The sequence below is a fragment of the Mesorhizobium sp. B2-5-11 genome, from assembly GCF_006440835.1.
Classification (GTDB): Bacteria; Pseudomonadota; Alphaproteobacteria; order Rhizobiales; family Rhizobiaceae; genus Mesorhizobium.
The window spans coordinates 1-12,190 of the sequence record NZ_VFUK01000026.1 but is presented as its reverse complement, the minus strand read 5'-3'; the positions used below and the strand labels follow the sequence as shown (position 1 = coordinate 12,190).

6 protein-coding genes and 4 pseudogenes are annotated in these 12,190 nt (G+C 56.8%); 8 read left to right on the top strand and 2 right to left on the bottom strand.

What is annotated here, in order from left to right; translation table 11 throughout:
* Positions 1 to 399 precede the first annotated feature (399 nt).
* From FJ490_RS32425 to FJ490_RS32415, 3 genes and pseudogenes are all read left to right on the top strand, one after another.
* Positions 400 to 960: pseudogene (locus FJ490_RS32425) on the top strand (IS66 family transposase zinc-finger binding domain-containing protein); the annotation flags it as partial.
* 509 nt (positions 961 to 1,469) lie between these two features.
* Complete coding sequence (locus FJ490_RS32420) at positions 1,470 to 2,648, top strand: Xaa-Pro peptidase family protein (protein ID WP_084016212.1); 1,179 nt, start codon at positions 1,470 to 1,472, stop codon at positions 2,646 to 2,648.
* Between the two features lies 1 nt (position 2,649).
* Entirely contained in the window at positions 2,650 to 2,847 is a 198-nt protein-coding gene (locus tag FJ490_RS32415) for a hypothetical protein (RefSeq protein WP_064995288.1), read from the top strand.
* Between the two features lie 106 nt (positions 2,848 to 2,953).
* Here FJ490_RS32415 and FJ490_RS32410 read toward each other — a convergent pair.
* Positions 2,954 to 3,227: pseudogene (locus tag FJ490_RS32410) on the bottom strand (DDE-type integrase/transposase/recombinase); the annotation flags it as partial.
* A 202-nt stretch (positions 3,228 to 3,429) separates the two neighbouring features.
* Here FJ490_RS32410 and FJ490_RS33710 point away from each other — a divergent pair.
* On the top strand, positions 3,430 to 3,684 hold the full coding sequence (locus FJ490_RS33710) for an FAD-dependent oxidoreductase (RefSeq protein WP_064995287.1): 255 nt from the start codon (positions 3,430 to 3,432) through the stop codon (positions 3,682 to 3,684).
* A gap of 519 nt (positions 3,685 to 4,203) precedes the next feature.
* On the opposite strand, the pseudogene FJ490_RS32400 reads toward FJ490_RS33710, so the two are convergent.
* Positions 4,204 to 4,418 (bottom strand): annotated as a pseudogene (locus tag FJ490_RS32400) (biotin/lipoyl-containing protein); the annotation flags it as partial.
* 399 nt (positions 4,419 to 4,817) lie between these two features.
* On the opposite strand from FJ490_RS32400, the gene FJ490_RS32395 reads away from it, so the two are divergent.
* The 4 genes and pseudogenes from FJ490_RS32395 to FJ490_RS32980 all read left to right on the top strand — a co-directional run.
* Positions 4,818 to 5,525: a 4'-phosphopantetheinyl transferase superfamily protein gene (locus FJ490_RS32395; RefSeq protein WP_084016210.1), complete on the top strand. Its 708-nt coding sequence runs from the start codon at positions 4,818 to 4,820 to the stop codon at positions 5,523 to 5,525.
* A 424-nt stretch (positions 5,526 to 5,949) separates the two neighbouring features.
* The gene (locus FJ490_RS32390) at positions 5,950 to 11,367 is read left to right on the top strand and encodes a type I polyketide synthase (RefSeq protein ID WP_084016208.1); all 5,418 of its coding nucleotides are present in this window, start codon (positions 5,950 to 5,952) and stop codon (positions 11,365 to 11,367) included.
* Positions 11,368 to 11,388: 21 nt separating this feature from the next.
* Complete coding sequence (locus FJ490_RS32385) at positions 11,389 to 11,673, top strand: acyl carrier protein (protein WP_084016206.1); 285 nt, start codon at positions 11,389 to 11,391, stop codon at positions 11,671 to 11,673.
* Positions 11,674 to 11,996: 323 nt separating this feature from the next.
* Positions 11,997 to 12,190, top strand: a pseudogene (locus tag FJ490_RS32980) (hypothetical protein); the annotation flags it as partial.

Here is a 12,190-nt window from a genome sequence, read left to right as displayed (position 1 = left end):
AGGATTCCAGATTTGGCAGACCTCGGCTGGCGCCAGGACGGCTCCGCCACAAAATCTCACCCGATGCATAAGAACGGTTAGGTGGCGCGCCACCTAACCCTAGGCCGGCGATATTTATGTCTTCCGCGGCCGCAGCGGCAATCTGATCAAGATTATCTGGCATGATGGGCTTGGCATGTCGCTGTATGCAAACGGCTCGAGAAGGGCCGGTTTCTATGGCCGTCGCCGGCGGACGGCACGGTTTCCATATCACCGGCGCAGCTCGCCTACATGCTCGACGGGATCGATTGGCGCAACCCGCGCCACACGTTCCGCCCGCAGCGCGCGGGCTGAGTTTTTCTTTGAGTTTGCGCCATTTTCCGCGAGTCAGCGGGCGCGTTTTATGATTCACTCCAGGGCATGGTTGCCACCGCCCAGGATGCTGTTCCGGACGATATCGGCGCGCTCAGAGCGGCGCTGACCGCAGCGCTGGCCAGAGCCGAAGACGAGGCCGCGCGCGCTGCGCTGGTCGAGGCCGAACTGGCGGTCGCCAGGGCTAAGGCATCGGATGATGCGGCGCTGATCGCACATCAGCATCTGACGATCCGCAAGCTGCAGCGGGCGCTGCATGGTCAGAGTTCTGAACGCTCAGCCCGCCTGCACGACCAGATGGAGCTCACCTTCGAGGAGCTCGAGAGCACCGCGACGGAAGACGAGATCGCCGCCGAACAGGCCGCGGCCAGGACCACCGAGGTGGTGCCTTATGTGCGCAAACGACCGGCGCGTCAGCCATTTCCCGAGCATCTGCCGCGCGAACGCGTGGTCGAGCCGGCGCCGACCGCTTGCCATTGCTGCGGCGGTCATCGGCTACGCAAGCTGGGTGAGGATATCACCGAGACGCTGGAGGTGGTGCCGCGGCAATGGAAGGTGATCCAGCACGTGCGGGAGAAGTTCACCTGCCGCGACTGCGAGACGATCAGCCCCGTCGCCGACCGCTTTGAGGACAGCCGTGCCGGCGAATGCGTCGCCCGCCATCTGGATGGCTATCGCGGCGTCCTGCAGGTCGACGGCAGCGACCGTATTTCCTATGGTCCGGCGAAGCGGTACGGTTTCAGCTGTGTTCATGATCGAGATAGCTCGCGATGGTGGGACCTACGTGAAGGTCTTCGATCAACGCGGTACATCCCCACTGTGGCAAGAGGTACCGGCCGATACATTGTTGCCAGATCCGAATTGTGCTGCCACAAGTCAGCCTATAGCCTGGCCGCATTCCACTGGTAATGGCGACCGGCACCCAGCCCTCCCAACACCTGGGGCGGTTCGAGCTACGACGAGGGATCGCAGGCCCGACCAATGGTCTCCGATCGTGTCAACATAACGCGGGGGGGGGTGGGCTCCGCCCTTCTCCCTCCAGATGTGCCACGCACACCGCTGGAAATGATGATGCCACCCAAGACGGTCGCTTTGATTTGAATTAGAAGGAGAAAAACGTGCTAAAAGAACTGCATTTTGAGATTGCCGAGTTTCAGTCACGTCTAACAGCGGTAAAGAAAGAAATGACGACGAGAGGGATCGAGATCCTTCTTCTGTCAGAGCCGCCTAACCAAAACTATCTTACCGGCTATAACGCTTACTCGTTCTATACTCCGCAAATGGTGATCGTGTCACTCGATCACGACGAGCCTATTTGGGTGGGCCGGTTGATGGATCGCGTTTCGGCATTAATGACTACCTATCTTGCCGATCAAAACATCAGAGCTTACCCCGAAACGCATGTTCATTCGCCCTTCCTATCGGCCTACACCTTTATGGCCGATATTGTAAGGGAAGTCGGGGGCGAGAAGGCGCGCGTTGGCGTCGAGATGGGAGGATACTATTATTCCGCCCGTGCTCACCAGGATCTTACCCGGGCTTTGCCACTTGCGGAATTCGTTGATGCTGACCTACTCGTTGGATGGCTCCGGCTGATAAAGAGCCCGACTGAAATCGCAATCATGCGTCAAGCTGGTCAGCTTGCAGATGTGGCGATGCAATGTGTGATCGATACGGTGGAAGCTGGAGTTCGTGAATGCGATATCGCGGCAGCTATTTATCACCAGCAAGTGTCGGGTACGGCTGAGTTTGGAGGTGACTACCCTGCTTGCCCTCCCGATCTTTGCATAGGCGAGCGTTCAATCGCTCCACATGCAGCTTGGACCGACGAACCGGTGCCGAATTCCTCTGTTGTTAATCTTGAACTTTCGGGGTGCCGGCACCGCTACCAAGTTCAACTCTCTCGTACAATCGTAGTCGGCAAACCCTCAACTGCATTCCAAAATCTGTCGAAGATTGCTGTAGAAGCCCTAAACGTCGGCCTCGAAAGTGTGCGTCCTGGGCGGACCTGTTCAGAAGTGTTCAGCGCATTCAGTCAAGTGCTTGCTCGCCATGGGATTGAAAAGGAGTCCCGAATTGGATATCCGACTGGCATCGCATTTCCGCCCGCATCGGGAGAACGTACGGCTAGTATCCGCAAGGGAGATGAAACAGTTCTTCAGCCAGGTATGGTTTTCCACATGATGCCTGGCCTGTGGCTAGACAACGTTGGAATCACGATCACCCAAAGTTTTGCTGTTAAGGATCGTGGGTTTGACCCTTTAACGAAGACAGCGCGCGAGCTTTTCGTCAAATAGAATGCGGATTACTGTGGGGGGCAAGCTCTTCCTGCAAACCGGCGTCGATCCCGTCCTCTTCGGCGGGATTCCAGCAGTTGCACGTGGTGCGGCAACGCAATGCGCGCTTGTCGCCGCGATCCGCTCCCATGCGGCCGCACGCGTCGCCGGCGAAGCGCCGATCGATGCGACGCTCGACGAGGCGCGGCTGGGCGATTGACGCGGCAGCTACGTCAGGATCGAGTATCTCAAATTGCGAACCGATTAGGATCGGTTTTGCAACGGTTGAGTTGGGACGCAGGGAGGATTGTTTGCGCTTCTGGTCGGGCGGCGAGAATGGCGAACTGTCCGGCCAGCGACGGATTCGGATTGAAGGCGTCCCTGGCCTGTCACTTGCTCATCATGTGAAACATTTCAATGCCGGACAGGATAATGCCGACGCTTACTGAGGATTGAAGCCGCACATCGTTCGGACACGGTGCTTTATGCGCCGATGGTCCTGATTGATCCAATTGTTCAACTATGGCTCCGGCAGATGCGGATCGGCTTCAGCAGGCACCGGGCGCGATCCTGCAAGCGATTTGTGGTGTCGCAGGCGAGACAAGTCTGTAGGCCGGATACCGCCGTAGCGTACCAAAAGGACAGTATTCTTTGACAATATTCCCCTTCACCGAAGCCACCCCGTACAGTTTCAAGCGACTCCGCCGAAGACTTCGGAAGTCGTGGTCATCGGCGGCGGCATTGTCGGCGTGACTACGGCGCTGTTCTGGCGCGCCGGAATATCTCGGTATCACTGTTGGAGATGGGAATCCCGCTCCCGAAGCCTCTGCACTCCGCCCATCGACCGCGGGATTACGGGCTTTTCCTGCAGTTCAAGACAGTGCCGCTCAAGGCGAGTTGGGCGGGCATGATCGATGCAATGCCGGATGTCGTGCCTATCGTCGATCGCGCCGCTGCGATCCTAGGTCTGGTTATCGCGACCGGGATGAGTAGCCACGGCTTCGGTATCGGACCCGGCATGGGCGGGTTGGTGGGCCGACCTGGTCCAAGGAAATGAGACAGGGCACAACCTCCACAGATTCCGCCAATCACGCTTCAGCGACGGCAGCATGATCCGTTTGGGACCTTCCCTCTAGAGGAGATGACCTTCGCCGTTTAGCAGGCTTCGACCAGATGACCGGTCAGCGCGCCGGCCTTGACGGGCACATCGGTTGGCGGAAACGAGATGAACCCTGTCGCATTCTCTGCCTCCTTTTCCGGGTCGAGCGCAGGCGCACGAGCCTAAATTGATCTGCTGCAACTTTTGATTACAGTGCTGTGGCAAGGAACCTTCGTTTTCGGAGTGTTGCAATGTTCAAAGGCTGTCAGTTCGACAAGTCCGCGGTCCTGCTCTGGTGCGCTGCTATCTCTCGCCTGCAATCTGAGCCTGCGTGATCTTGAGGAGATGGCCGAGCGCGGTATTGCCGCACTCCAGTTTGCCTACTCATCGGGAGACGAGATGGTCGTCGGCCCGACGTCGGGAAAGCTTCAGCGCCTCTAAGTGAATAGCTGAGGTGCTTCTTAGGCTGTGGACACCCTTGGCATCGATCTGATCGCCGGCCTTGACCAGCACTTCGGCGATTGTGCCGTCGCGCTCGGCATGCAATGCCGTCTCCATCTTCATCGCCTCGATGGACAAAAGCACGTCGCCGGCCTTGACCGCCTGGCCGGCGGCAACGGCGAGCGCCGAGACGACGCCCGCATCGGTGCTCCGACATGCGCCTCGTTGCCCGGCTCAGCCTTGCGCCGCGATGCGCACGGGTGGTTTCAGTCCAGGCCATCGTGATCTCCATCGAAGCTCGCAAATCCGACGGAATCACAACCGGCTGAAATCACTCAACTATTTTCGGAACGGCGCTAATGGCGGGCCGCCAATCACATCGCGTTAACATTAGTGGTGCTAGTTCGGTGCAGCAAAAGATATAGTATACGACTGATGAAAAGAAGCTCAAAGAGGTCTTATAAATCTTTAAGTTGTTTCTTAAATGTTTAACCCCAGAGACGCAATGGCAGTGTAGAAGCTTTCCCAAGTCAGTAACGACCCGCCCCATTACCGCACTGTGGACGTGTAAATGGGGGAAGCAATAACGACTTCACCCTCGCGCTGATCAGGCAAGGGCATGTGGTGGAGCGAGCCAAAGGCTGTGACGAATGCATTCGCAGAGGCAGTTTGGTACGATCGATGTTTGGGTTTTCCGGCATTCACAGCTGACAATCCCAACGCCATACATGCGTGAAGTGCTAAGCCCAACTGAGCGGGAGCGGGCCGAAAGAATCCGCCACTCAGATCTGCGGCTTTCATACATTCAAGCAAAATTTGCTTTTCGAACCATCCTTGCTGCGCACTTGCATATTCCGGAGCAAGATCTCCAGATGACCGTTTCGCGGTTCGGCAAGCCTCGATTGCCGGCGCGCGATATCGAAGTGAGCCAGTCTCACAGCCAGGATTGGTCCGCCGTCGCCGTTTCAGCCGTGGGCCTGATTGGGATAGATATTGAGCGTTGGCGCCCCTTGGCAAATTGCCGACAATTGGCCCGCCACATTATGACTGACCAAGAAGTCAGGAGGTTTGAAGACGTTACGCGCAAACAGTCTGCGAGAGAGTTCCTGGAGCTGTGGACCAGGAAAGAGGCTATACTGAAATGCGTAGGTCTTGGTCTCCAGCAGGACCCGCTAACGCTTCACACGGGCTGGGATGAGCAGGTTGTGGAATTTGGTGGCCTGCATTATTATCTCAATGCGCTCCCAATCCGCGGGCAGTTAATAGGGCATATAGCATCGCCTTGTCCCCAGCAGATCATCATGCGCACCCTGCCATCTCAATTGGTTGACCAACTTGGACAGCCGGATACCAAATAAATTACTGAACCTTCATGATCGAAGGTCGCGGACAATGGTACCTTCACAGCAAGGTCTGAGGTCAGGGACAGCCAAAAAGGCTTGTGTCCGAATTGCGCTCGGACGCTGCACGAGTACGCAATGCAGGGGCGCAATAAGGGTCGACAGCGTTACTGCAATGGCGCCGTTCGCGTAAATTTATCAAATTAGAAATTAAATCGTTGTGCAAAATGATATTTAACACTTTTTAACAGATGCCTGAACTGAAGTTTGATACATCTTAACATTCTACATTAGATAACCGTGCTACTTTGGCTGCCGTAAGCTTAGGTCGAAGTGGCAGCTTCTAGTGCTATAAAGACCGAATTGGAAGTCCTCATAAAAAAGAAATGTCCGCTAAGAAAGAGGCGTTTTCAGGCGGAATCTAGGTGGAGTGGCTTGAGAGATGGAACAACTTCCTGGTAAGTCAAAAACACTGCTTAGTGTTGTAAAGAGTTCACTTGCGCCGTCGTATCGGCTAATTTGCTTCCCCCATGGGGGGGGTAGCGTCCAGTCGTTCCGTAATTGGCCAGACTATCTCCCTGACGACATTGAGCTTATTTGCTTGGATCTTCCCGGGCGCGGCAAACGATCAGCGGAGGCCGCCATTCGCAGCATGGACGTACTGGCACCCATGGTCATCGAGGCGCTCCAGGAATACAGCGATAGCCCCTTCGTTTTCTTCGGTCATAGCGCAGGTGCCCTCGTGGCCTACGAGATTGCCCGCTCCCTTGAGGAGGCCGGTCGGCCATCTCCCTTCCATGTGGTCGTGTCTGCTCACCCGTCAGCGGATCTGCCCCCGCAAGAGCCGCCGATGTATACATACACCGATGATAAGCTAACCGATGTGATTCGTACCCTTGGTATGGTCCCCAAGAAGGCGCTGGCAAACGAGAAACTGCTATTGGACTTCATTTTGCCGCCCCTGCGGGCCGACTTCGAACTTGCGGAGACTTACGACCGAAACCTGCCAAAGCCTCTCAAGGCGGCAATCACCGCAATGGGCGGAGTTGAGGACGAAATCAATGCCAATGACCTAGACGGATGGCGTCGGCTTACGACGTCGCGCTTCGCCCGGATTATGTTTGATGGCGATCACTTTTTCACCCATGCCATGACGGAGCAGGTGGTGTCCAGCCTCCTGCGCGAGGTTAGCGAGGTGAAGGGACAACTTCCGGTTTCTATCCAACACGGCGAGGTCTTCCCTTATACTAATCTAACGCTGCATGAGCGATTCCGCAAACAAGCAGCTCTCACCCCCGACAGTCCTGCCATCGTTTCAGAGGCTACGACCATCACATATCGTGAACTCGACGACCTAACCGACATTCTATCCAGGCACCTTCTTGGACATGGTCAGAGCCGAGGTTCCAGCGTGGGTATCCTGATGGATACTTCACCTGAATACGCCGTCGCTTTGTTCGGTATTCTAAAAACAGGGGCGGCCTACGTCGTGCTTGACAAAGCATTGCCCGCCGCTGCGGTAAAGCGAATACTTGCGAAAGCATGTGTTGAAATCGTCGTCACCAGCGACCATTTCGCAGCCAAGCTTCCGCCTGACTGGTCCGGTATTGCGCTGTCGCTCGACGAGGGTTGGGAAGCACAACTTGGCAAGGCCAGCCCGGCCAATCCGCAACCGGTGAATATCGATGCGCCGGCCCAGATCTCATTTTCGTCTGGCACGACTGGTGAACCAAAAGGGATTGTCTGCCCCCACCGAAGCAGTGTATGCGCCAACCAGTGGCGCTATCATGCGCTGCCATACACGCTTGGTGAGCGTGAGGCGGTCAATCTCTTCGGGGACATAATGCGGCCGATCCTCGCCGGGATTCCAGCCTATCTGGTCCCCGATGACGTTATCTACGATCCGCATCAGCTGGTCGAGTACCTGGAGCGAAATCGAATTTCCAGAATATTGCTAACCCCATCACTGCTGGACGTGATTATCAGCAGCGGCTTCCTTGACCTCCCCTCCCGCCTTCCCGATCTCAGATTGATCTACCTATCAGGCGAGGTACTAACAGCAGCGTTGCTTGCGCGGGTCAGGGACGCGCTGCCGCACATCAGAATCATCAATTACTACGGCGCAGCGGAGGCATGTGATGTTTCGCATATTGACTTGAGCGAGGTCGATCCTGCGATAATACAAAAGGTCGCGCCGGTGGGTAGGCCTCAGTACAATGTCAGTGTCTATATCCTGGGGGAGCAACGCGATCCCGTCCCAATGGGCTTCTTGGGCGAGGTCTTCGTCGGCGGCGATGTCTTGGCTCATGGATATCTCGGCAGCCCAGAGATGACACGCGAAAGGTTCTTTCCCGACCCGTTTCGCGCAGATGGCACGATGTTCCGCACTGGCGATCTTGGTCGTATGCTGCCAAGTGGCCACTTGGAAATTATCGGGCGCTGCGCTTTCATGGTGAAGATCCGAGGTTACAGCCTCGTGCCCGGGTCTGTAGAAGCTGCCTTGCTTCGCTACGCCGGGGTCCGCTCCGCCGCCGTATTGCCTGAGCTCGATTCGACGACAGGCCAGCCGGACCGACTGGTCGCCTATGTGGTGCTGCACGATGGTTGCAGAGGCTGGGAGGCTCCTTTGCGAGCGCATTTAAAGTCCGAGTTACCGCACTATGCGATACCTGCGCATTTCGTGGCGGTACGGGAATTGCCCATTGCGGCTAACGGAAAACTTGATCGGTCGCGCCTTCGCGGGCTCGCGCAAGAGTCGTGCGCTCTGGTGACCGGTACCGACGAGGTCGAATCAGCACTTCGCGCAGCCTGGCGAGACCTTCTCCAGGCCGAAGCTGCCGATCTGGGCGACAATTTTTTCGACTGCGGCGGACACTCCCTTCTGGCTGCCCGCCTCTGCACGCAGATTCGTGAGAGTCTGAAGGTGCAACTCCGGGTAGTGGAGGTCTTCCTCAATCCGACCTTTAACGAACTCGCGGCTCTTCTCCGCAAACGCATTGGCGAGCAGGGACGTCCCCAAATCGGCAAGCTCCCCAAAACACCGCCAGTCTTGGCGCGTAGGGCGCATGTGAAGGCGCTGGACCGTCGAAGCAGCCCCAGTATGGACATTGCGGTGATTGGTATGGCCGCGCGTTTTCCTGGCGCGGAGACGGTAGACGCGCTGTGGGAGAACCTCTGCCAGGGGGTATGCTCGATCACCTCGCTCTCCAGGCAGGAGCTCAAGGCCCGAGGCATTGCGGAAGCTGTCCTGAATCGCCCGGATTATGTGCGCGTGGGCGCCCATCTCAACGATGTGGACCTTTTCGATCCGGATTTCTGGAGCCTCTCGAGGCGTGAGGCAACGTTAATGGACCCGCAGCATCGGCTGTTTCTCGAATGCTGCTGGAAGGCACTTGAGTCGGCCGGATATGCGCCAACCCAGCATGAAGGCCGGACCGGAGTGTTCGCAGGGTCTTCTTCCCCACTCTATCTACTGCACCATTTGAAGGGCAGCCTCAGCGATCCCACCAACGCGCCACTCGCTTTCCTGACGGAGCTCGGCAACGAGAAGGACTACCTTGCCGCGCGCGTGTCCTACATGCTGAACCTTAACGGCCCAAGCATTGCGGTGCAAACCTCATGCTCAACTGGGTTAGTGGCGATCGCGGTCGCCGCTCAGTCGCTCGCGGCCGGCTATTGCGACATGGCGTTGGCAGGGGGCTCGAGTATCACCTTCCCTCAAGCGGGGTATCAGTTTGTCAAGGACTTCATTAATTCTTCGGACGGTGTGTGCCGGGCCTTTGATGCCGATGCAAGTGGCACGGTGCTCGGAGATGGGGTAGGGGTTGTCGTTCTCAAGCGCCTTGAAGACGCGCTTGAGGCGAACGACTCGATCCACGCGGTGGTAAAAGGATGTGCCATTAACAACGACGGCCGCGCCAAATCATCCTTCTCGGCGCCTAGCGCACGAGGCCAGGCCGAAGTTGTGCGCCAAGCACTTGCCTCCGCGGCACTTGGCCCTGAAGATGTGGAATATATCGAAACTCATGGGACCGGCACCAAGGTCGGCGACCCAATCGAGGTCCGCGCACTGGCAGATGTCTTCGCGGGGCAGGCGAACGCCTGTGCGCTCGGGTCAATTAAACCGAATATCGGCCATGCCAACATCGCCTCAGGGGTCGCGAGCTTTATCAAGACAGCTCTCACGCTTCAGCACGGAGTAATCCCAGCGACAATCAAAATCAATCGGCTGAATGAAGATCTGGGACTGGAAGACACGCCTTTCTTCATCAATGAGCAGCTTAGACCTTGGCCCCGTCCGCCGGGACGTTCACGAACTGCCGGAGTTACTGGACTCGGTATGGGAGGAACCAACTGCCATATCGTGCTGCAGGAATGGGACAGCGACAATGCAAGGGCTTGGCCCGGATCGATTGCACGGGGATCTCACGCCCTTTGCCTATCTGCAAAGACCCCGTCAGCGCTAAGCCGGGCCTGCCTGAATCTAGCTGCGTTCTTGCGGCGCAACCGCGACATCGATCTTGGTGACGTCGCTCATACACTACGCGTGGCGAGATGCCACTTCGCGCATCGAACCGTTGTGGTGGCGCGCAACTTGGGCACGGCCATCGCGAGGTTGGAAGAAGAAGGGGATCGTACAGCTGATCGGACCTTTTCCTCGCCGTCTATTGGCTTCATGCTGCCGGGCTGCGGAGTGCAGCACCCGCGGATGTTCAAGGATCTGTTCGATCACGTGCCGGACTTCCGCAATGCTTTCCTGACTTGTGCGGCCGCTTGTCGCCGGCTCCTGGATCGTGACCTGGAGACGGTCATGTTTGGGGAAGACGACAAATACCGGACGGCTTCCTTCGAAGAAATCAGTGTCATGATTTTCTCCGTGCAATTCGCCATGGCGCGTTCGCTAGAACTGTTCGGAGTTCAGCCCGCTTATCTCGTCGGACACAGCATGAGCGAATACGTTGTGGCTACCCTAGCGGGCATTCTAAAAGTGGAAGATGCTGTTGAGCTGACGATCGCTCGGAGCCGTGCGGTGGCAAATATTGGTATCGATGGTGCTATGCTTGCGGCCGGATGCGGCCCGAGCGAGGCTGAGCGTATCCTCACGGAGGACGCTTGGCGTGATCGAGCAGAAGCTGGCGAGATCGGCGTCGGTATCGTGAACTCAAATACCGACGTCGTGTTCACCGGCAAGCGGGAACTTCTGGAAAGGCTTCAGGAAAGTCTCGAACATCGACAGATCACCAACAACCTCCTTATTACAGCTGGCGTCCCCAGCCATTCGCCGCTGATGAAAGGAGCGACTGACGCCATCGACGCGCGGGTCCGTACACTCGAAAAGGGCCTGCCGAATGTGGCCATTGCTCTCAACTCAGGAGCTCTGCATGAAGCGAAAATACCCTTGCAGGACACCTACTTGAGCAGGCAAGCGATCGAGCCTCTCCGATTTGATCGTGCTCTCAAGCCCGTTGTCGCGGCTGGTGTAGCTGCACTCGTTGACATCGGGCCCTCACGAAATCTGGCGCGTCTGGCACAGGGAGCAATCAACTCAGAGGACCGGAAGACCCGAATTCCATCGATCGTCCCAGCCGCGCGCGACGAGAACGATGAACAATCCACTGACCGCCATGTCCTTCTGGAATGCCTTGGGGCACTCTGGGCCGCGGGTGTTGCGGTGGATTGGAAACGGGCCAGTGATCAATTGGAACCGTTCGGTACTCGCCGTCGCATTTCCCTTCCAACGTACTCATTCGACGGTCACCGATGCTGGCCGGACGATCAGCTTGCGAGGCGGACGGTTCCGCGGCAGTCCGGGGAGCGAGAACAGCAAAGGGGAGAAGAGTTCACGACGCCAGACGAGTAGTAATAAGAGGAGAAAAGGGTTATGGCAGAAAAAGTAGTCGAACCAGGAAAACTAAACATGTTTAGCAACGATGATCCGAGGAAAATTTTTCTTGATGAAGTTAAAAATATTATCGGAGATAACGAAATATGCTTGGACGATAACTTTTTTGATGTTGGGGGAGACAGCCTTATCGCCGCAGAGCTCCAAGCTAATTTGGATAAAAGCAACAATTGGAGGTCGCCGCAATTGGATGAGATAATTGAGGCGGCGACGTTCGGCGACCTGTACGAGCGAATATGCATCCGTAACCATCCGTCGAAATAAGGACACCTCGAACTTGCTAGACTGAATGTCCCAGGAGAACATTTGGTCTAGAGCGGAGACGCAGCTGAACACACAGCTCTGTTTCTGGCTTCGGCGAGACTGGGAGCGGACCATCTTCCGTCCGCATGCGCCAGACTCGACGCACACTTCCCAAAGGGAATGCCAAAATCGGACTCTTCTGTCAGGCTGTAACCACTGGATCTGCGAAATTGCTACCGCACATGGACATTTGGCACCCAGGTGGTCGGCGGCGACAGTCGATATTTGATGAATGCGCATACACCATGCACATCAAATGTATCTGCACGACCCTGGAGGCCAGAATGACGTCGCAAATCGAGAGCTGCCTTGGAATTCTGGGTTTGGAACCTGCCTTGCCACCCAGCGTGGCGCCGCCGGCGCCGCCGTCCGGCTCGCTGTTTAGTTCAGCTACTTTCGAGTTTCCCGTCATATCAGAAACCGTCGAAGGAGCTTGGGCGGATGTTGTCATGCTGGGCGAACCTGCGCTCCAGCCGGC

Coding starts and splice junctions, on each gene's coding strand:
- FJ490_RS32395 (WP_084016210.1), top strand. CDS start 4,818: ATGCATTCGCAGAGGCAGTTTGGTACGATCGATGTTTGGGTTTTCCGG.
- FJ490_RS32390 (WP_084016208.1), top strand. CDS start 5,950: ATGGAACAACTTCCTGGTAAGTCAAAAACACTGCTTAGTGTTGTAAAG.
- FJ490_RS33710 (WP_064995287.1), top strand. CDS start 3,430: ATGGGAATCCCGCTCCCGAAGCCTCTGCACTCCGCCCATCGACCGCGG.
- FJ490_RS32415 (WP_064995288.1), top strand. CDS start 2,650: ATGCGGATTACTGTGGGGGGCAAGCTCTTCCTGCAAACCGGCGTCGAT.
- FJ490_RS32385 (WP_084016206.1), top strand. CDS start 11,389: ATGGCAGAAAAAGTAGTCGAACCAGGAAAACTAAACATGTTTAGCAAC.